Raw genomic sequence first — 22,566 nt, 5'->3', positions numbered from 1 at the left:
GTTTTTTATGACAACTATTATAAATCAACAAATAAAGCTAAGTGCTGTTGCTCTTGCTTTATCAATGTTGATAGCGCCAACAGCCTCAAGCCAGACTCTTGAGCAAGCTGTTGCACATACGCTAGACACAAACCCAGATTTACGCATTGCTTTTAATCGCTTTAAAGCGCGTGAAGAGCAAGTTAATCAAGCCGTAGCAGGCTATATGCCAACCGTAGATCTTTCTGCGGGCTATGGCTGGGAGCAAACCGATAGCCCTTCAACTCGTCGTAAAGTAGGCCAAGGTGATGTTGATAATGACGGTATGATTGATTTAGAACGTGGCGAAGCCGGTTTTAGTATCAAACAAATGCTGTTTGATGGTTTCTATACCAGTAGCGAAGTCGATCGTTATTCGTATGAAGCTAGCGCGGATCAGTGGGCATTATTTGCTGCTGCTGAAGATATGGCATTGGATGTTGCAAAGGTCTATTTGGACTACATCCGTAGCGAGCAAGTATTATTACTCTCCGAGAAAAATCTCGCGAGTCATAAAGACATTTACGATCAAATAAAACAACGCACAGATTCAGGTTTAGGATCGATAGCAGATTTATCGCAAATCACCGGTCGTCTTGCCCGTGCAAACGCCAATGTAATTTCGGCTAAAAACAATTTAGAAGATGCTCGTGCAGCCTATATCAGAATTGTTGAAGCGAAACCCGATGACCTAATTCTGCCAGTGCCTGATGCCGATATGCTACCAAAAAGCTTAGATAAAGGGCTCATGGCAGCAAAATCAAAACACCCAGTATTAAAATCAGCCGAAAGCGATATTAACGCCGCTAAAAAAGAACGTAGCTCAGCCAAAGCCAGCTATTTCCCACAATTAAGCCTAGAACTTAATGGTAACTGGAATAATGATACTGATGGCGAAGATGGCTACAGCGCAATTAGCAGCCAAAATGTTAACGGCTATAACAATGATTTAGTTGCTATGGTTCGGGTTAAATATAACCTTTTCTCCGGTGGTAAAGACGTCTCAAAAGACAGAGAAACAGCCTATAAAGTCAACGAAGCAAAAGAAATCCAACAACGCGCTTATCGCCAAGTTGTTGAGGGTGTTTCGTTAGCTTGGAATGCTTATGAAATGTTAGCCCCACAAAAACAGTTCATCCGTGAACATGTTGTGGCGTCAAAACAGACTCAAGTGGCTTATGTGCAACAATTTAACTTGGGCCAACGAACTCTGCTCGATTTACTCGATACCGAAAATGAACTATTTGAAGCTCGTAAGGATTACTTGCAAACCGAGTATGACGAAATTGCTGCTCGTTACCGAGTATTGAATGCGACAGGCGATCTACTTGACTCACTTCGAGTAACACGCCCGGGAGAATGGCGTGGTGAGCGTGAATATGAGGGAGGTGTTAAATAATGAAATATTTGATGATTTTACTCGCATTGATTACAACAACAGGTTGTTCGATCAACGATATTGTCGAGTCTAATGCTTCTACACCACAAAATTTTGATCTTGCCGACAGTGATCGTGATGGTGTGATAATGGCCCGAGAACGTTGTGCTGGCACCATCATTGGTGCTGCTGTCGACAACTATGGTTGTGGTAGCATCAAAGATATCAATGAACGCCAAGACTTAAAAATACTATTTAGTAATAATTCAGTGGTTATCGAACAGCAGTATTATAACCAAATTGAACGCGTCGCTAATATCATGAAAACCTACCCTACCACTAAGGTAAAAATAGAAGGCCATACCAGTAAACGTGGAAGCTATGAACTTAATTTAGCGTTATCTCAAAAACGTGCAAAAGCGGTTATCGAAGTGTTAGAAAACACCTTTGGTATCGATCCAAGCCGTCTTAACGCTACAGGGTATAGTTTTGATAACCCAATTGATAACAGTGGCACGCCAGAAGCAGAAGAGCGTAATCGTCGTGTGATAGCTGAAGTCACAGCCGATGACACCATTCCAGAAATGAGATGGAATATTTACACTGTCGATGAGCAAAATGACTAACGGACATACAAGGCATTGATTCTTTGAGTCGTGAAGACAGCAAAGTAACTACAGCGTTGCATAAAAGGGTCTGTCATTTTTTTATTATGGCATCGGCCCTTTTAGTTTCATGTTTATATGCTGCACCAACTCAAGAATTGAATCAGCAGCAAACCGTTTCAGCATTGTCGAAACGTTATGGCGATCGCGCAGGATTACGAGCAAATGCTTGGTTCAAAATCGTCAGTGATTCACAACAACTTGCTGATATTGATAAATTAGAAAAAGTGAATCAATTTTTTAATTTATTTCGATTCATTGATGATCAAACTCTATGGGGTGAATCCAATTATTGGGCATCGCCAATGGAGTTTATCGGGGCTAACGGAGGGGATTGCGAAGACTTCTCAATCGCAAAGTATTTCACGCTTCTTCAACTGGGTATTCCTGAAGATAAACTCCGAATCACCATGGTAAAAGCAACATCGCTGAATCAATATCATATGGTGTTAGCATACTATGAAAAGCCTAGTTCGATTCCGTTAGTGCTCGACAATTTGGATAAAACCATAAAATTGGCAACGAAACGAAAAGATCTCCTGCCTGTTTACAGTTTTAACGGTAAACAATTATGGCTAAACAAAGAAAAAGGTCGAGGTGTGTTAGCTGGCTCATCATCACGCCTTGAAAAATGGACTGACCTTAAACTTAGATTAGGTGTAGACCGCTTACGCCAACCCAAACTCAACATGGAGTAGTGACAACATGACCCTGTTCAGGCAGATCTATGCGTTACTTTTCGGGCTTTTCTTGTTAACAATTGCAAGCGTAGCCTATGTACAATTTTCAGAAACCCAAGGATTCTTATCCAAACAAATGGAATCTGATCTCAACAATGCCAGTAATTCATTAGGATTAATGCTGACCCCTGTTTTAGAAGCCGGTGATGATGCCGGAGCTGAAACATTAGTCAATGTCATTTTTGAGGGCGGCTATTATCAACAAATCAAACTAACGTGGTTGGTTGATGGTAAGCAACAAGTGTGGAACAACTCTGTTAAAGTCGATAATATCCCTCAATGGTTTATCGATCTTAACCTGTTTAAAACCATTAAAAAACAAACCACGATTACCTCTGGTTGGTTACAACTTGCCACACTAGAAATTACAGCTCACCCAGGATTTGGCTATCAGGAGTTATGGCGGATTATTTCCGACATTATTATTCTATTTTCAATCTTATTTCTCATCGCCATTATATTTGCGCGAGTGGGATTAAGCTGGATTTTAAAACCCTTAAACACCCTTTCTTTACACGCTAAACAAATAGCAGCACAGCAATTTGGCCCAGATATGCCAACGCCAAAAACAAGGGAGTTAAAAGAGCTCGTCAATGCATTTAACAGTATGTCAGCCCAATTAAAGCAAGTATTTAATTCTCTTGACGAAGAAGTCTCAGCATTAAGAAAGAAAAATCTTATCGATCAAGTCTCAGGGCTGCCAAATAGACAATATATGGTCAGTAGAGTTAATGGTTGGTTAAGCGAACCCAGTACCGGAGCACTTTACTTAGTCAAAATGGATTGGCTAGAAGAAGTACATAGCAAATACGGTTTCCAAGTTCGCGATGAGACCATCCGCATTCTGGCTGAGAAACTACAACACCACCAAGATCAAATTTCTTCTTCTGTTATAGCCCGCATTGCAGCATATGAATTTGCCTTCCTTGTTGAGGACTGTGAACATGACCAGCTGGCTAAGTATTTGCAAAGCCTAATACGTACTGTTAATAAAGAAATATCTAAAGCTGGCTGTAAACCAAATGAACAGTTTTATATTGGTGTTGCTGAACGTCTAGGACAAATGACAGTATCAGACATGTTGGCTCAAGCAGATAACGCACTCCAACAGTCCATTAAAGACGACAAAGTGTTCCATTGGTTTGAGAACACTCAAAAGCAGCTGTTTACCCGTGAAGAGTGGCGCAATAATTTAAGTCATGCCATAAAGAACAAAAAATTCCAATTCCGTTGGCAGTCGATTCAGCTATGTGCCAAAGATGAAATTTGTCAGCGCGAACTATATTGCCAACTGCAAATAGGCGACACCATCCTCCATGCTGGTCAGTTTGTTCCCTATATAGAATTACTCTCATTAGGCACAATGTTCGATCGTTGTTTAATAGAAACAGTCAATGAACATCGTTTACTCGAACGCAATTATGAACGCGTCGCCATCAATCTTACTTATCAAAGTATAAGCGATGCTGATTTTCATCTTTGGCTAAAACAATTCCTACGATCCAATAAATACACCGAACGGATTTGCTTTGAAATCCCAGAGGCAAGTGTATATAGCGATTTAGAATCTTGTGAAAATCTCTGTAAAGTCATTCGAGATTCAGGAGCTCAGTTTGGTATCGATCATTTTGGTCGCCAATTCGGTTCAATGGCTTACTTACAAAGTCTACGTCCAAATTATGTCAAACTAGACCAATCATTTGCCTATATTGAAGAGAATCAACACAACAGCGAATTATGTCGTGCTTTAGTGAATGTCGCTAAAGGGTTAGATATTCAAGTGATTGTCACAGGCATCCAAGAAGCAAACCAATTAACACGATTTACTGAACTCAGAGTCGATGCTTATCAAGGCTTTATTGTACCGCCGGTCAATGTGAAGCTCTAAGTGATATCAAAGAGTTGATCTACTAATACTAACCACTCCTCTGAGTGGTTTTTTTATCCCTGTAGAGCTACTTACAGACGATAAACTCACTAGGGTATTAGTGGGTTAACCCAACAGCTATAACACATTGCTAGCGCTATACAGCTGTTCTGGTGAACTCGTTCATATTTAAGAACGATACCAGTCAACTGCAATTAATTTACGACCAAGCTTGCTCGATAAGATTTAGCCATACCATGGCACGACTCTGACAACCTGAATATCAGCGTAAAGCCTATTTAACCGGATGTGATGGTCTCCTCCCACTTCAAACATGGCACATCGATGCCGTACACATCAGGTTATTTATACCTATAGTCGCAGCATTAATAAACGGTATCAATCCTCCTGCTATAACAGAAAGGCTATAACGTATGGTTAGCAAAAAACATACAAACGTCATTAAACATAGCATGTAGATCCTATTAACGCCGTTAATGCAAATAGATAGTGTGAATCAATAATGTGGATAGAGGATGCAGATAGATAATGCGATTGGCATTGTTCACTTAATAAGGCAATAGTACGAATGTAATGACCAATCAAGAAAAACAAAAAGGCCACTCATTTGAGTCAATGCCGATCGTTTAAGGGCACTTGACCGATCTTGCAGATGAAAGATAATCCCTACCAGTATTCTGGTGGGGATTTTTTATGTTTGAGCAAGAGCTTGAATTAGTTCATGAGTCTGTTGAAGAAAGTGGGTCTTATGATTCTGTAATGGAGGCTATTGATTCTGAGTGGATCGAACAATCACTCCTTTCAGCTAACAAGGCGAGTATCCGTAATCGCCGTCTGCCTGCGCAGCAGGCAGTCTGGCTAGTGCTTTGGATGGGATTAATACGTAACCAGTCCATCAAAGAAGTCTGTAGCTCGATGGATATAGCACTTCAATCTGGAGACTCCACCTGGTCTCGTGTAGCACCGAGTGTATTGACGGATTGCCGACGACGCTTAGGTGAAGCCCCAATGTCTTACTTATTTAAATCCACTATATCAGCCTGGCTTGAGCAAGCGTTAGGGGACCAAAATACACTAGGGCTTACCACTCTTGCCGTTGATGGAACGGTGTTTCGTTGCCAAGACTCTGAAGAAAATGCCAATGAGTTTGGTTTTATTTCAAAAACACACAAACCCTATCCTCAACTTCGATTAGTCAGCCTTATATCTACTGAAACCAGAATGGTATTAGGTGCTGCCTTTGATGGTTGTCACGTAGGAGAGATCACACTCGCACAGCGTTTAGTTCAAGATACACCTGATAACTCCTTAACCCTATTTGACCGTTGTTATTTCTCTGCTGACTTATTAGTCAATTGGCAAAGCTCTGGAGTACAGCGACATTGGCTGACACCCGTAAAGTCAAAAATGCGTTACGAGGTGGTCGAAGAGTTTGCGAATAATGATTTGCTCATTGATATGCCAGTCTCTCCCCAAGCGAGAAAGAAAAACCCCGAGCTTCCCGAAACATGGCGTGCCCGTTTTATTGCTTATCAAGAGCCAAAAGGTGAAATAAAAGGCTTCGTCACCTCATTGGTTGATCCCGTTAAGTATCCGCTGGACAAGCTACTTAATATCTACTGGCAACGCTGGGAAATAGAAGAAGGATACGGTGAACTTAAGCAAACCCAGCTACAAAGCAAGGTGACGTTACGAAGCAAATTTGTTGAAGGTGTTAAGCAAGAGTTGTGGGGAGTGCTTATCGCTTATAATCTGGTTCGTTTAGAAATGACAGCGATAGCAAAGGAAGCTAAAGTTGCGCCAACCCGTATCAGTTTTACCGCGGCAATAAGCTTGATAGATACACAATTAAGGTGGCTTGCTTTATCACCAGATGGAAAGCTGCCAGCGAAACTTAAGCAAATGCGAGCCGATATAAAACACTTTATCCTTCCAGATAAAAGAAAGCACCGAACGTATCCACGCTCAGTGCTCTATATACCTAGCCGTTATCCACTTAAATATAAACAGTAATGCTTATCCGAATAGCATTACACTCATTTGAGTAGCCTTTTAGTTAAATTGGTCGGTGATAGAGGATTCGAACCTCTGACCCTCTCGTCCCAAACGAGATGCGCTACCGGGCTGCGCTAATCACCGAAATTTTTACTTGAAAACAAGTCTGATATTTATTTAACTTTGAGGCTAAATTCGCTATGAGAAAGCGGCAATGTGGTCGGTGATAGAGGATTCGAACCTCTGACCCTCTCGTCCCAAACGAGATGCGCTACCGGGCTGCGCTAATCACCGATATTTTTACTTGAAAACAAGTCTGATATTTATTTAACTTTGAGGCTAAATTCGCTATAAGAAAGCGGGAATGTGGTCGGTGATAGAGGATTCGAACCTCTGACCCTCTCGTCCCAAACGAGATGCGCTACCGGGCTGCGCTAATCACCGAAATATACATAAAACAACAAATTGAATGGGGTGACTGATGGGGCTCGAACCCACGACAACCGGAATCACAATCCGAGGGTTACTATAGACAGGGCTTTACTGGACTGAGACTGGCATTATTATGATGTTACTTGGCTTAACTCCGCTTGATTACAGTTAGATATATTTTTGCAACTAATCTGCAACTGGCTCTAATCAACACTATAAATACGATGTTTCCGCTCCCACCAAACCATATAGAAATGAGCGTTTAGCACAACACCCCATGCTCGCTTGGTGTTACCCAAACGGAAACGAAATATTTCATCAAACTCTTCAAATCCCAAATTAATCCAACGCTCTACAGCTTCATCGGCTATATCAACGACATCATGCGAGTGGTGCATTAAATGACCCGAATCAGAACTTTGTTGTTGTATCTCTTTCCAATCTAATCCTTCAATATTATTTAAACCATTTAATATCGTACCAGTCCATTCAACGTCATCCCATGCCCTTGGCTCGCCCCATGACCAATCGCCCTCAGAATCAGCTTTTCGAGCACACCATGTCATTGTGAGGCCAAAGCGAGAGCCATTTGCGTTAACTCTAACTTGTTTGGGGGTATCTAAAGTGCTAATGCTTGCTTCAAATTTAGGGAGTTTTTCTATATCAGGTAAAACCTGAACTTTAGGCTCTTTTAGCGGGTTGTTTTCGATGAAATTTGTTTGAAGTTTAATGGATTTTTTATTTCTCTTTGCAGCTTTTTCTGCTTTTCTAGCAGCCCTATCGATAGCAACCATTATAGAGCTGAATAATATTCGTCCATTGAACCTTTGGTTATTATATTACTAGATGTCTGCATTGGTTCTAAGCCTTCTCGGGCGATAATCCAAGGCTGCTCTTTGTGTGTTAAGTCGCTTAACCACTGTGCAGTTTTCGATCCAAAGAAATCTAGAACTTTATCAATGCTATCAACTTGTTCTTGGCTAAGTTTGTCGGTGTTACCACCACTTACAATCTCACTACTAACCTTGAATTGTCCGCGATGTAAATTGTATAAGGGCTTTAAAACCGGGCCATTAGCCCACGCTTCGAAATCATCATCGAAAAGACACGCTTCATCCCAAACTAGTGACCATGCTTGAGAGTAATACATTAGCTTTTGCAGCTTCATCGCTGACATATCACCTTTTTTCTCTAGGATGTATTTAGCTACATCTTGAAATGTAATATCGCTCATATATCTCTCCAAAAATCACTAATTTAACGTAAATCAATCGGCGGCAAATTATACAGCCTTTGTTTTATACTGTCATTAAAATCAGTATTTATCAAACAATCCAAAAGGTAAATAGAATTCATTAGTTATTGTGTGCTAATACATTTCCCTATTAAAAACTGAATCAATCTCACCCAATAGTCGCAGAGATCGCTTGGTCTTGCAAAATTGGTTGCTATGACGTTGGGTCGACGTTGAAAAATTTATCTATTGTATAATGATAGTTTCCCCTACGAGCAAATCCTACTTTTATTTAATGCTCTACTTATCAGCAGGTTGCACAAAAAGTAACTCACTAACAGTTACTAAATATTTTTAGTGCTCTCTTCATCTAAAATTCAATAAATATTTCCTTACTCACTTTGACAATCGGTTGTTTATTGTAGGGGCATAGTTAATTTGGCCACCTAGTTACAGGCTCTAGCTAATTTCTGGACAAATATTAGTTAGAGTTAAAATTCAACTGTAATTGGCATATCGATTTTATCCGAATACTTATTCAAAAAACATAAAAAGTACGAGATAGCCAGTTCCGGAGCTATCTCGTTAGAGGAGAAGTGTTATTCTTCTAGGTATGTAGCAAAAGTATTAAAATTATCAGCCTTAACAAACTTAGCAGGGTTCTCTATGGCTCTACCGTTTTTGTCTTGTGATAACGCTTTAAAGTGCTCAATACCACAATCAATTTTTGCTTGTTCTGAGGAGCGTAACTCATCAGAAAAAATACTTGATTTGGTTTCAACGACAAAATAGAGCTGTTCACCCATACCATCATCTTTGTCTATTAAAACCGCCCAATCAGGATTGTAACTTCCCAATGGCGTATCTATTTTAAACCAAGCAGGTAATTTTGCGTAAAGCTTAACATCCGTCGATTCTTCGAGTTTCTCAGCAAATTCAAACTCAGTCCCCGAATCACAAACGATGTAATCATAAACAGACTTTTTCGCTTCAACCATATCCTTGAGGTATCCGGTTAATTCCTCCTCTTGGAATAGCTCTTGAGCATAAAAATCATCATCTCCAATTCGATGATATGAAATGCCATCAACAATAGCTAAACGCATCTGTTTACGAATGACTTCACTAGCTAACTCAATGAATTTTTGAGGGTTATTTTTAAACGCCTCTAATTTATCACCAATGCCAAGCAGTATGTCTACAACGGTTTTACGGGTAAGGTTAGTGTATGATTCAAGATAGGTGACAATATCAGGAAGTTTAAAGTTACGATTACGGTAATATTGAATTTTTGATTGTTCATCAAATGTTTCCAATTCAGCCTCTGTTATTGCGACTTTCACCTTTTTATATTCAAACTTGGCACTACCTACTGCGACAGACGATCTAATCTCTTTGATGCATTTTTGTACAAGATCACCAACGCTGAAATTAACTCGATAAGCAGTTTTGTACTTGATACGATCCCAAAGTGCTTTAAAATCATCGCCAAGCACGATTTGCTTACCATTATCTTCACGAAGTTTAGCGGTTTTCTTTTCTTCGTGTTTTTTGATACTCAACCCTTTAGCAACTTTACTGAGAGTCGCAAGAATTGCTTCAGAATGTTCTATAAGGCTTTCAGGTAAACTCACAGTATTATCAGCTAAATCAGCTTTTAGGGAATCTTGAATTTTTCCTTTTTTATCAATATAACCTTTAGCTGCTAAGTGTTGATAAATCTCTTCAGATTTTTTTGCTCCAAGAAACTGTTTAGTACCATGTTCACCATAGATCACAATATTAGCAAATTGATGCTTTTCTACTGCACCAAACTTAATACCCTCTTCTTCTTCAATTTCTTTTTGAAGTGCAGCTACAAATTCCTCATAAGATTCATTCGCCATAACCGTTAGCGTATTCACTTCAAATCCATAAGGTACACGCTCACCAGACTGATCGACAGCTAAACGCAAACCTCGGCCAATCTCCTGACGTTTTTTCATCACTGAATTAGTTTCGTTAAGGGTACATATCTGAAATACGTTAGGATTATCCCATCCCTCTTTAAGGGCAGAGTGACTAAAAATGAAACGTAACTTCTCTTCCATTGAAAGTAACTTTTCTTTATCTTTCATAATCAAGTTATAAGCAGATTCATCAGCAGCAGTTTTGCCACCTTCTCCCTTTGCTGAAAGCTTAGACTCTGCAAACAAAGGATTACCAGATGAATCTTTTTTCTTATCTTGTGCAAAGTAGCCATTATGAACAGAACTGGCTAATTCTTTGAGAGATTGCTCATTAATAGTGAACTTGCCTTCGTTTTTATCCCATACACTAGGATATAGGATCCTATACTTTGGCTTTTTAAGCTGTTGAGTAAACTCTTCTTCAAACCACTGTGCAAATTTACCTTGTACAGGCACACCGTCTACAGAGTAGCCTCGATAGTTGGCGACTTTGTCAATAAAGAACAAGCTCAGTACCTTGATCCCTTTTTGGCTAATAACCTTGGAGTGATCCATCACATCAACACCTTGAGTTATTTTTTTATAAAATCTCAACTCTTTTTCAAGATGCTCCTCAACCGTTTTGGATACTTGAAGTCGTTTGTAAGTATCTTGGTCAACTTCACCAATGGCTTGACCAAGTTCAATGATGTTGTCTCGACTGGTAAAGTCGATGTACTCAGTACCTTCTTCGCAATAAATGTCATTGATTACATATCCTTCATAAACAGTTCGGCCACCAGATGCTTCAAAAAGGTCTGTACTACTTTTAACTGTTATTGTTTTGCGAGCTTGTAATTTACCAGTCTTGGTTTGAGCATCAATTTCAATTTTTGCTGTAATTGGTGATTTCTTGTTATCGACACTAATCAGCTTAATATACGCTTGGTTATGGTTGTCTTGGACTTCCAATGAAGCAACTTCAATCTGTTTAACCAGCTTACGCTCATAAGCGTCTATTGAATCAAGCTTGTAGAGCATGTTGAAGCTTTCAGTCAACGTTGCTGAATATCGGAATGTGCAAAGCGGTTTTAGGCTAGCAATCGCTTTTTTACGGTTAGCAGTAGAAGCAACTGATTGAGGTTCATCAATCAACACTACAGGGTGTGTCGCTTGAATAAACTCAATTGGCTTCATCCCGTTTAAGCGATCATCAGTACGGTGGATCAGGTTGGCAGTTGATTCTTTTGCAGGATCAACAAATGATTTACTGAAAGCATCAATGTTGATAACCATAATCTGAATATAATCATTGGTAGCAAAGTTTCTGACTTGCTCACGTTTTGAAGAGTCATAGACAAAGTAATCGTACTGAACGTTTTTATACTCCTTTCTGAAATGCTCTTCGGTCATTTGCAGAGATTTATAAACACCTTCTTTGATCGCTACAGACGGAACAACGATGATGAATTTAGTCAACCCATAACGTTGGTTCAGCTCAAATGCGCTACGCAGGTAAACGTAGGTTTTACCCGTACCTGTTTCCATCTCAATAGTAAAATCAAGGCTTGGAAGTGCTTGTTTCGTTGTTTCAGTTTGCGGTAGACCATTAACTAACTGAACATTACGAGTATTTTCATACAACTCTTCAGGTAACAAACTCAATGCATTAGCAACACCGATGCCATCATTTTTAGTAAACATATCTGCTTGAACAGCATTAGATACTGAGAAGTTAGATTGAAAGGTTTCTTGTCCTTCAAACACACCTACAACTGCGCTAATCGCATCTTTTTGGTGAGTAAGGTCAGGGTTAAACTTTATCTTCATTTCAGACATAATTTACCCCTTAAATGCTTTTAACATCGTTAATACCTGCTTGCTTCAAAATTTGAATAGCATTGGTTTTTACGTTGCTATCAGCAAATCCAGCATCTTTGAATACAACTTGAGTCGTTTCAGGGTCTAGTTCTTCTTTGAGCTTGGCGATACCTTCGACTACTTCTGCGGTAATGTCATCATCTAGACAAACGATCAAAGCACCAGCACCAACAACAAAGACCTGACGCTCCTTGCCAAAAGAGTCGTTGACTGTTTCAGTCTCTACAGGTGTGGTTAAGTCATAACCATACTTTAAGAAGATTTCATACAAAACATCTTCACTTGAACGACCGTCTTTGATTGATTCTGTAGCTTGCTGAAGAACCAGTTCAAGGTTGTCAAAATCAGCGTCCCAAGGGCGGATATTTGTTTCTTGTAGAAGGTAATTTTTAAATCCTACGTCAATCTCTGTTGGGTATAGCTTTCCTGCTCTTCTAATTCTTTCTTTACTAATTTCACAAATATTTATGGGCTTATCCATTTCAACTAATAGGGCAATTGCATTTTTTGTTATTTTCTTAGAAACACCTACCGCTGTCTTTGCCATCTCGTGGAGATCTTCAGGGAACTGTATTAATATTGTTCTACATTCACTTTTTTGGTCATTATTTAATTCAAATACCGCTTGTGCTGTAGTAGCAGAACCAGCAAAAATATCTAGAATGATATCGTCACTTGTAACACCAATAGCTTTAAATATATCTTTTAATAGAATCTCATCTTTAGGGTTAGAAAACACTTTTTCATCAAACAATGATTGTAATCTTTTAGATGCAGCTCTTCCGTCAAGAATCCTTAAACTGGTAAGGCTTTGATATTCAGTGTTTTTTAAGTACGTCTTTAGGCAGGGGACTGTAGTATGGTCATCTCCAAAGTGAACTCCATTTTCAGCAATTCTTTCTAGTATTTTAGTTTCAGGACAAAACCAGCCTCTCGATGGTGCTTTAACTACCTGACCTGTAACAGGATGATAAACATCATAAACATACTGCCCATCATTAGGCCCTGATATGTTATCAGGAAAGTAAACACCTATTTCATCAGACCAAGAGTAATGCTTATTTTTTAACGCACTACTGGATTTATCCAAAGAGTTATACCATGTTAGGATCTCTTTATGAACTTGCTTTGAGTCATTTGGATATTTTTTCTTGATTTTATCAAAAGCACTATATATCTCATCTAAGCCTTGCTTTTTTTCAACCCACTCACCTAAATTACACTGTTTGTTTCTTGCATAAAAGACAATGTATTCATGCTGCATTGATATGTATTTTTGATCATTTTTGCTGCTATTTTTCCAAATGATTTCACCACAAAAATTTTCTTCACCAAAAATTTCATTACATATATTGCGTAGATTTGTTACTTCATTTTCATCAATTGAAATAGCAACAACACCATCATCTTTTAATAGGTTTTTAGCTAATTTCAATCGTGGATATATCATGTTCAACCAATTTGAATGATATCGACCAGAAGCTTCAGAATTTGTGCTTAATCTTTTTCCTGTACTATCTAATTGGCCTGTAGACTCAAGGTAATTTTTAATATTATCATTGAAGTTATCTTTATAAACAAAATCTTTACCTGTGTTATAAGGTGGGTCGATATAAATCATTTTCACTTTTTTATGGTATGACTTTTGAAGTAGCTTAAGCACTTCAAGGTTATCACCCTCGATGAACAAGTTTTCTGTAGTATCCCAATTAACACTTTCCTCGATGCAAGGGCGAAGTGTACCTGTAGATGGAGTTTGAGCGATTTGACGAGCTTTATTTTTACCATTCCACGTAAAGTTGTAACGTTCTTCTGAATCATCTACTGCTTCACCAAGCACTGTTTTAAGTGCTTCAAAGTCAATTTTATTTTCCGAGAAAACGTCAGGAAAAAGCTGCTTTAGCTGCTCTATATTTTGCTGTGTGATATCTAAGCTTTTTGCTTCGGGACTACTACCCGTGATTTTTTCCATTGTTTGTTTCTCGGTATGGCTCATTATCGTTATCACCTTCTAAGCTAAATTCATCTGTGCGCGGTTGCATTGCTTCTTTTTGATATACAACTGCAATAATTTATTGGGTTCACTCGAACTACTTCAGTTCACTTTATGATAATTGAGAAGTGACCACTGAAATGGCTTGTTTTATCTTTCTAGCTTCTACGTTGAGTCGCAGTTTAGTATTCATTTGCGTCTCTTTTTTAATCTTGTTCCTGATGCTGCTTAACTCAGCTTCTAATCCAGCTAATTCACGGAGCAAAGCTGTTTTAGCCTCATTGCTCTTTTCACTAAACGTTAAACATAAAGTTGATTCCAATAATGAATTATGTCGCAGCTCATCGTCTTGTGATTCAGATTGTAGATTACCCTGTTCAATTGAAAGGTTCTTAAATGAGCCATCTTTAATCAGATAGCGACCTGAAATCTTACTTGTTTCAAGCCCTATGAGCATTGCTATGAAGTCTTGATAAAGCTCAAAGTAATTAAGGTTTGACGCGTTTTTTAAAGAGAAATCATTAAGAAAGTCATTGTGAGCTTTGGTTAGGCTCGATGAGTTTAACCAATCACTATTATAAATATGCTCTATAACCAATTTTGTTTTATCTGCTTGATTAATACGTTTATCTGCTAGGCTGATTGATAATTCATCAGCTAGCTCTAGCAGCAGAATCACTGGGTATGGAATTAAAGTATGTAGAAGTTTAGTAACTTTCTTTGAGGCATTAGATTTAAGTTTGCCTTTGTCCTTATTGTCTAGTTCTTGAGGCGACTTTAACGTAACTCGTATCACCGCTACCTCTATGTATTCAACTGTATCAGTGACATAAACAGGGATATTAAGCGTTTCTGGCTTAAGTGTGTTTAGCCACTCGATAGATTGAATAACATCCGTCACTAATTTTTTATCATTAGGGCTTAACTCGTTCCCATTGTGACTAGATGAATCTAAGAGCATTTTCTTGGTGATTCGTGTGCCTAGAAACGTAGAATCAGGTAGTCCTAAGTGCTGATATACCTTGTCTGCTAATCTGTTTTGTTTGGCGTCATCGACTAGACGAAAATCAATATGCTCTATCATTTTTTCCATTACACAATGACTATATAGCTAACGACTTCAAAATCATTCACGTTTTGAGTGCTTGATGCTGATAAGACAGTACCACCTCGACTAAACAAGCTTGTAGCACCAATCTCTTCACTTTTACCAGCAATGTTCTCTACCGCTTTTGCTAAAAGATTTTGATAATGATTCATTTTTTTACCATTTTGAGTGCGGTTAGCAAACTGGTGATAAGCATCAGCTGATTGTTCCATGTCGGTTAGCTCTGAACCCAACTTTTTACATAAATCGAGTATTTGTTTTGACTGGGTGAACGAAAGCAAAACTTCTCCGTCGTCAGCGATATAAGCAAGGTAGTAAGGAGCAAGAGAGTAGCTTTCCTCAACCTGGACTTTGCCTTTAATATCTTTTAGGCAGAAAATTACCCCTGATTGAATTTCATCACGGACTTGTGAGAATTTGCTCGTAAATTGACTTGAATTAGAAATAAGGACAGGAGCAAACAACCCCACCGGAGATTGCTCTAATAATGCTGAATTATCTTGCTCTTTGTTACTGAGAAAGCTTGAAAGATCCATTCTAAAATCATTCAGCGTCAAATCGGTTATAGAGACACCGCCTGCAATTTCCTCAAGGTCTACCACAGCATTTTGAAGCTGTTCAAGTTGCTTCCTGCGATACTCTAAATCATTCATCCCTTTGTTTTTCTTCGAATCTTGTTCACTGTCAGTTTCAATCAGGTTCTCTTCACCAGTTGCTGAAATATCAAGTAGTACCATTCTTCCGCTCACCCTAGCTTCCAGGTTGATATACTCGTCCAATTCCATATTGGGCCAAAAGTTAACCAGCTGAATGACATCATTTACTGAACCTAAACGGTCTATACGCCCAAAGCGTTGAATAATACGAACAGGATTCCAGTGAATGTCATAGTTTATGAGATAGTCACAGTCTTGCAGGTTCTGACCTTCTGAAATACAGTCTGTTGCGATTAAAATATCAACTTCTTCTTTGTATTCAGGGTAAACCTTCTCTCGTTCTTTGGATTTGGGTGAGAAGTGGGTAAGCAGACTATTTAAGTCTGATGTAAACCTTTTACCTACTTTTCCATTTTGGCTAGGAGTACGCAACGTTGTCTCTGTTCGTTGCCCTGTTATAACAGCTGAATGAAGACCAAGTTCTTTTTCAGCCCATGGTGCAATGTTTTTGTATAAATATTCAGCGGTATCGGCAAAAGCCGTAAAAATGATAACTTTTTTGTTATTGCCATTAATCGGTTTTCTGCATTTTTCACTATAAGCTTGCTTTAACATTGATAATTTTGCATCACGTTCAGCATCAATGCTTTTTGATTCTTTAACAATTTCTTGAAGAAATACTCTGTCAGCTTCTAGATCCTGTGAAAATCTGATTAAGTCCATATCTTGAATACGAACTTTGGTTTTATTCCCTATAAGATATGGAGCAAGTTCAGGTGAGTTAAACTCAAGATCATCTATCTCTTCTATTGGTGGGGCCACAAATTCATAAGTAAGGTCGTCTGTTAAGCTGGGTTTTATGTTTGCATTGAAATTATGGATCTTTGTTAGTAATGCATCGACCTGAGTTAATATTTTTTCTGAGGTTAGAGTAAAAGAATGGATTGAACTTTCCATGCGCTTAAGCATGTTAATACGGATCAAATGAATCAAGCTTTCTTCACGGTCAACCTGTTTAAATACGCTCTTACCCCCCTTTACTTCTTGGTCATATCGTCTTGCATATTCGGCTTTTTTATCCATTCTCACGTATTTCATCGGTGAGTAGAACGCAAGTGACAGTCTACGGATAGTCTTATTTACTTCTTCCAAAGGGGGAAATTGATCTTTAAGGTCAATAGATGCCTTCAAGTTTACAGGTAGGAGGCGTGTAGGAAACTTACCTATATCGGCAGTGCCGTAATATTTTTCGATATGCTTCCGTGATCGTGCAATAGTATAAATATCGAGCAGCTTGAAATAATCAAAGTTCATCGAATCAAGCAATTCTTTGGATGTTCTCACATAAGGATCTTGTTCAGCCCATTTAGTAAAGCGAGCTTGGGCTTGTTTTAATGTACTTTCAATACTGTTAATACCATGTTCCGCCAACGCTTGGTCATTCGCTTCCGTAATAAACGCTACTTGATTTTTCATATCATTTAAGCGGTTATTTACAGGCGTAGCAGAAAGCATCAGGACTTTGGTTTTTACACCGGCTTGAATGATGTCTTCCAGAAGTCGTTGGTAGCGATTTCGCCCATCTTTCTTGGGGTTATTATTGCGGAAATTATGTGATTCATCGATTACAACGAGATCGTAGTTACCCCAATTAATTGTTTCAAGGTTAATATCGCCTGAATAACCAGCTGTACGGCTCATATCGGTATGGTTAAGTACATCATAATTAAAGCGATCACTCGCGAGTAAATTACGTTTGTCGTTTTGCGTATAAATAAGCCAGTTATCACGCAGCTTTTTAGGACAAAGAACAAGCACCTTATCATTGCGAAGCTCGTAGTATTTTATTACTGCAAGAGCTTCAAATGTCTTACCTAAACCAACGCTATCAGCAATGATACAACCATTAAAGTGTTCTAGTTTATTAATTGCCCCTAACACACCATCCTTCTGAAATTTATACAATTTATTCCAAACTAATGTATCTTTAAATCCTGTTTTTACTTTTAAAATTTTGTCTTCTTGAAGATCACCGACAAAATCTTTAAAAATATTATATAAGGTAATGAAATAGATAAATTGTGGTGTTTGATCACAGGTAAACTTTGCTAGTTCAGCTTGAAAAAGTTCGGTGGCATCTTTGACTTGTGCTTTACTCCCCCAAACTCGGTTAAAGAAGCCTAAAAGTTCTTGTGCTTGATCTGCTTTTGCAAGGCTTATCATATCAAAGCCTGAAGATACCGTTAGCCCCAGACCTTGCCCATTAAATTGAGCACCATTAATTGCAATTGAGTTTGATTGAGAATTGACATGGGTGATATGTTGCTGAACAGCGCCTGCTTGTTGAACCAAGCGAACCGATGCTTTCTCTTTCAACCAATCAGCAAACTCTTGCGCTATCGCTTTTTGGTTCAATTGATTACGAAACTTGTTTTCTAGAGTCGTACCATTAAGAGCACCAAAAGGCGATTCACGATCAAAGGAATCAAATGAGTCGAAACCTTTTGCTTGAGAAAATAGTAGTCTAATTGATTCTAATTTGTTCAACGACTCTTTCAAGTGATCGAAAGCGTAGATAGAAAAAAGCCCCGTCATAACGGAAAGCTTATCGTTGGTTTTAATCGTTTTTGAAAGTGTATCAGCTACTTTATTAGTAACGTTGTCAATTAACATACTGTTTAAACCTTCCTTGTATCTAAACCAGCAGCTTTGAGCCTTGCTGTAAGATTTCTCATCTTACTAAACTCAGTGGCGTAACTAGGCCTCAATCCGACTTCCTCACAAAATTCTCTAGCCGTAATATTTCCTAATTCATCAGCATATTTGATGGACTGAAGATGTAATTCGGCCATGTACTTATTGCGAGGGGCGGAGGCAAGTGCTTGCTTAATTTCTTCTATAATTTCTTTGTTCACAACGTATCCACACTAGGCAAAACAGCTTCTAGCTACTTTAGCTATTTTTGCAAAAATAGCTAATCGTAGTGATTAGGTTCTTAAACCAACAATGGGGCAGAAGTAAGTTAGAACTCAAGACCTGAAAGCAACGACAGACGTTGGGTCGACGTTGCAAAATTCATCTATTGTATAATGATAGTTTCCCCTACGAGTAAATCCTACTATTATTTAATACCTTATTTATCAGTATTTTGCACAAAAAGTAACTCACTAACAATTACTAAAAATTTTTAGTGCTCTCTTCATCTAAAATTCAATAAATATTTCCTTACTCACCTTGACAATCGGTTATTATCATTGCTCTATTACAGCAAGGAAAAGCAGATGAAAGATGATTTCGAGGAAAGCTATCTGGATGCTCCTGAGAAGCCAGAAAATAACAGTACTGCAGAGGCTGATGATTTAGAATCAAGTTACGGCATTGATGATAAGTCCAGCTCTAGTAGAAATCGCGATAATATTAAAAATAATAATATGCGAGAAGTAAAATCAAAAAAACAAATAAGCAAAGAACGCCAAATAGAGATCAGGAAACACCTTAAACAAAAGCGAATCCCAACGGCATTAAAGCCAATTATATCTATCGATACAGAGTATGAACAAGATGGCGAGCAAAATAATGTTTTATCGTATCAATATGTTGTGAGTTTTGAGGGTAGACGTTGCCAAGGTATATTTTTCACAGACTCAGGACATAAGAAGCATAGACTATCGTTTGAAACCTTCCTAGCTAAAGTTATTCAAGCTGCCATTCAAGAAAAAGTTATCAGTAAATGGCCCGAACACATATTGTTGGTGGCACATTATCTAAAAGCAGATTTATTCACCTTCAGTAATGCGTTTAAAGATATCAAAACACTCGTCAGCTCGGTGCGAAAAACCGTAGCAAGTTTGCGAGATGGTTACGCTGTAGATCTAGGTAAAGAGTTTAAAAAACGTATAGATGACAACCCCTTTAAGCTCAATGATGGCAGTAATAATACATACCCAATATTAGTGACATTCTACGATTCCATGCTCTTCGCGCCAGCAGGTTTCCAATCATTAAAGAAAATTGGAGAGCTTGTCGGCTGTCCTAAAAAAGAGATACCACCACCATATGATATTTCACGAATGGGTGAATACTTAAACAAAGATAGAGATGGTTTTACAGAGTATGCAATAAACGATGCCATGATTGCGTGTTTGCACATTGAGCAAGTCATCCAGTATGAATGCATTGAAGGTGGGAACCCCCACTTATCGTTTACGATAGGAAGTTTAGCTGTAAAAGCATTCAAAGAAACACTGCTTGTACGGTATAAAGAAATATTTAATATCGAAGAAGATGTGACGCTTAAAGATGAATCATTCAAAGAATACTTTAATAGCATTTTCGGTAAAGAAAAAGTTGTCACTGAAAGATGGATTAAAAAGTCAGGCTCAACAGAGTTTCAACCCATAACGGATAAACATTATGCACTAAAAAGTGTCCCTCACCTTTTCGAGACGATGGCAATAGAATGCTACCACGGTGGCCGCAATGAGTGCTATATCACGGGGCCTACAGGCATTGACACATGGTATGATTTCGATGCCCCAAGTTGCTATACGGTGATTTTGAATGGGTTGAGAAGTCTGGATTTCGATCGCATTAAAATATCGGATAACATTGAAGACTTTCTTGGTGATGTTTACGGTCTTTTGAGGGTAAAGTTTAAATTCAAAGACGACACTATGTACCCTTCCTTACCTGTAAGAGCAGACCCTTTTGGGCTCGTTTATCCATTAGAAGGTATTTGTTATTGTACTGCTGCTGAAATAGAAGTAGCGCACTACCAAGGAGCCCAAATAGAAATACTACAGGGGTTTCTGATCCCGTGGCTTGATGATGAGCGAATTTTCACCCCATTCATGAAACTGGTTAGAGCTAAAAGACAACACTACAAAACTAAGCAGTATGCCAATGATTTTCTGGAAAAATTCTGGAAAGAAAAAGGAAATAGTTGTTACGGCCGTCTAGCAATGAGTTTAAGACCTAAACGCGTTTTCGATATTAAATCGGGCAATATGAAATATCTAGAACAGGGCGAATTAACAAACGCTTTTTTCGCTGCATATGTATCAGGCACCGCTCGCGCTCTTCTCTCATCGCTTTTATTAGGCGTTCCGAAGGATAAACAAGTAATAGCGTTAACTACAGATGGTTTTACATGTAATTCAAGCCTTGAAGATATCGATAAAAACAGTCCTGTTTGCAATCGCTTTAGGTCGTTGTTCCATATGATAGATCCTAACGGTGGCGACATATTAGAAGAAAAACATAGAATGCAGCAAGTCATCGCTATGAAAACAAGAGGTTATACAACTGCAATTCGTGATGATGATCCTGAATGGAATTCAAAATTTATTAACGCCCGTGCGGGTGTCCAACTACCTGAAGAAGCCGATGAAGAAAATCCTGAAGTGTGGGTGCTCAATAAATTTTTAGACCGTACCCCAGATAGCACCTATATAAATAAAAGTTTAACGCCATCACAAGCCATGTTTTTATTTGATCGCGATATGATCTCAATTGAAAAGAAACAGCTACTTAACTACGAGCCCGACTTTAAAAGAGATCTTATACCAAATGGTATGGTTAACGTTCATGGCAAAAGTCATCTTCAATGCCTCAGTAAACCCCACAGAACCGTTGAAGATATGAAGCTCAAACGATCTCGTTTTGACGCATGGCGCATCAACAATTGCCTTAAAACGGAAGAAGACTGGGATAACTGGGAGGAGTATTTTAAATTATCTACGAGCTTACAACGCATAGGAAAAGGTAATTTTATGAATATTAAAAAAGGGGAAAATATTACCAATGTGTTTAAACGTCTATTTTTGCGGGTATGGGTTCAAGAACTATGTGGCGTAACTATTGATGGAATGAAGCAAAATGCCTTTGCTAAATGGATGAGTGAGCTCGATGAGGGTATCTATCCTGTTAATGCAGCTGCAATAAGTTCAGCAAAAAAGTCAGAGGTTTTTTATGGCAGGTTCCCCGTTACGCATCGCGTCATCAAGTTACTCAAACATTTAGTCAAAAAATTCCCAACGTTTGATTATGAAAAATTATTTTTGCCTGATGATATAGAGGAGTTAAGGCGGTTGATGCAACAGTAGTGTTGTGTAAATTAATTAATAAGCCCAGTAATGATTGTGGGCTTATTAATAATTGTAAGACTTACGCCAGGTATTCATCCCATTTAAAATCGGATTTTCTGCCATTTGATATATCAACAAGAGCTTCTGATAAGGCCTTTAGCATCTCATCAAAGTCACTAAACCAATCGTGACCTGCAACATATATGAGTGTTCTCGGCGCTATTGACGAAATAATCAAACAATCCGTTTTGGTACTCATGTAGATTTCATCGATAATATCCACGCTTATCTTGCCTCCATCAGGTAAAGGAAGGCAACGACGTGTACCTATGTTGTCTGCTATTTTTTCAAGCATTGCATCTTTCTTCTCAGGAGACACATCACCACCAAGAAAATATGCTCTATGGCCATCAGAACCAAACCCAATCAACCAATCGCCTGCGGCTTGTGTATCTGTAGGATCTATCCCATCGCGATTTACAGTAGTAATACCTTGTAAACGCGTTACATTTACGGCTTTACCATTCGAATCTATATCAAATATTGCTTTAGTCATTTTAATAC

At 38.5% G+C, this 22,566-nt stretch carries 14 protein-coding genes and 3 tRNA genes; 6 read left to right on the top strand and 11 right to left on the bottom strand.

Annotation, left to right across the window (positions count from 1 at the left end; all coding sequences use genetic code 11):
* Positions 1-7 precede the first annotated feature (7 nt).
* The 5 genes from GUY17_RS02395 (at position 8) to GUY17_RS02375 (ending at position 6,702) form a co-directional block, all read left to right on the top strand.
* The gene (locus GUY17_RS02395; protein WP_162022190.1) at positions 8-1,417 is read left to right on the top strand and encodes a TolC family outer membrane protein; all 1,410 of its coding nucleotides are present in this window, start codon (positions 8-10) and stop codon (positions 1,415-1,417) included.
* The gene (locus GUY17_RS02390) at positions 1,417-2,022 is read left to right on the top strand and encodes an OmpA family protein (protein WP_162022189.1); all 606 of its coding nucleotides are present in this window, start codon (positions 1,417-1,419) and stop codon (positions 2,020-2,022) included. Before GUY17_RS02395 ends, GUY17_RS02390 begins: the two co-directional genes overlap by 1 nt.
* Before the next feature lie 86 nt (positions 2,023-2,108).
* Positions 2,109-2,759, top strand: coding sequence for a transglutaminase-like cysteine peptidase (locus GUY17_RS02385; RefSeq protein WP_162024258.1), 651 nt, complete (start codon positions 2,109-2,111; stop codon positions 2,757-2,759).
* Between the two features lie 7 nt (positions 2,760-2,766).
* Positions 2,767-4,689, top strand: a complete 1,923-nt coding sequence (locus GUY17_RS02380) for an EAL domain-containing protein (RefSeq protein ID WP_101087239.1) — start codon at positions 2,767-2,769, stop codon at positions 4,687-4,689.
* A 693-nt stretch (positions 4,690-5,382) separates the two neighbouring features.
* Positions 5,383-6,702, top strand: coding sequence for an IS4 family transposase (locus GUY17_RS02375; protein ID WP_162022188.1), 1,320 nt, complete (start codon positions 5,383-5,385; stop codon positions 6,700-6,702).
* A 49-nt stretch (positions 6,703-6,751) separates the two neighbouring features.
* On the opposite strand, the gene GUY17_RS02370 is transcribed toward GUY17_RS02375, so the two are convergent.
* The 10 genes from GUY17_RS02370 to GUY17_RS02325 all read right to left on the bottom strand — a co-directional run bounded on the left by GUY17_RS02370 (position 6,752) and on the right by GUY17_RS02325 (position 18,831).
* Positions 6,752-6,828: transfer RNA gene (locus GUY17_RS02370), tRNA-Pro, on the bottom strand.
* A 73-nt stretch (positions 6,829-6,901) separates the two neighbouring features.
* Positions 6,902-6,978: transfer RNA gene (locus tag GUY17_RS02365), tRNA-Pro, on the bottom strand.
* 73 nt (positions 6,979-7,051) lie between these two features.
* Positions 7,052-7,128: transfer RNA gene (locus GUY17_RS02360), tRNA-Pro, on the bottom strand.
* 191 nt (positions 7,129-7,319) lie between these two features.
* On the bottom strand, positions 7,320-7,910 hold the full coding sequence (locus GUY17_RS02355) for a hypothetical protein (protein WP_162022187.1): 591 nt from the start codon (positions 7,908-7,910) through the stop codon (positions 7,320-7,322).
* The gene (locus GUY17_RS02350) at positions 7,910-8,350 is read right to left on the bottom strand and encodes a Panacea domain-containing protein (RefSeq protein WP_162022186.1); all 441 of its coding nucleotides are present in this window, start codon (positions 8,348-8,350) and stop codon (positions 7,910-7,912) included. The genes GUY17_RS02355 and GUY17_RS02350 overlap by 1 nt, the downstream gene beginning before the upstream one ends.
* Positions 8,351-8,949: 599 nt before the next feature.
* Entirely contained in the window at positions 8,950-12,117 is a 3,168-nt protein-coding gene (locus tag GUY17_RS02345; RefSeq protein WP_162022185.1) for a type III restriction-modification system endonuclease, read from the bottom strand.
* 10 nt (positions 12,118-12,127) lie between these two features.
* Complete coding sequence (locus GUY17_RS02340) at positions 12,128-14,155, bottom strand: site-specific DNA-methyltransferase (protein ID WP_254439854.1); 2,028 nt, start codon at positions 14,153-14,155, stop codon at positions 12,128-12,130.
* Positions 14,156-14,264: 109 nt separating this feature from the next.
* Complete coding sequence (locus tag GUY17_RS02335) at positions 14,265-15,236, bottom strand: DUF4391 domain-containing protein (protein WP_254439853.1); 972 nt, start codon at positions 15,234-15,236, stop codon at positions 14,265-14,267.
* Between the two features lie 8 nt (positions 15,237-15,244).
* Positions 15,245-18,589 carry a helicase-related protein gene (locus GUY17_RS02330; RefSeq protein ID WP_162022183.1) on the bottom strand — a complete coding sequence of 1,115 codons (3,345 nt, stop codon included), beginning with the start codon at positions 18,587-18,589 and terminating at the stop codon, positions 15,245-15,247.
* A 5-nt stretch (positions 18,590-18,594) separates the two neighbouring features.
* Entirely contained in the window at positions 18,595-18,831 is a 237-nt protein-coding gene (locus tag GUY17_RS02325; RefSeq protein WP_162022182.1) for a transcription factor, read from the bottom strand.
* Between the two features lie 366 nt (positions 18,832-19,197).
* Here GUY17_RS02325 and GUY17_RS02320 point away from each other — a divergent pair, with 366 nt between their 5' ends.
* Positions 19,198-22,020, top strand: coding sequence for a DNA polymerase (locus GUY17_RS02320; RefSeq protein WP_162022181.1), 2,823 nt, complete (start codon positions 19,198-19,200; stop codon positions 22,018-22,020).
* A 61-nt stretch (positions 22,021-22,081) separates the two neighbouring features.
* Here GUY17_RS02320 and GUY17_RS02315 read toward each other — a convergent pair whose 3' ends face one another.
* Positions 22,082-22,558, bottom strand: coding sequence for a hypothetical protein (locus tag GUY17_RS02315; RefSeq protein WP_162022180.1), 477 nt, complete (start codon positions 22,556-22,558; stop codon positions 22,082-22,084).
* Positions 22,559-22,566: the final 8 nt, after the last annotated feature.

Source organism: Shewanella sp. Arc9-LZ, from assembly GCF_010092445.1.
Taxonomy (GTDB): domain Bacteria; phylum Pseudomonadota; class Gammaproteobacteria; order Enterobacterales; family Shewanellaceae; genus Shewanella.
Note: the sequence above shows the minus strand (reverse complement) of the source record. Positions and strands in the feature narration are given on the sequence as shown.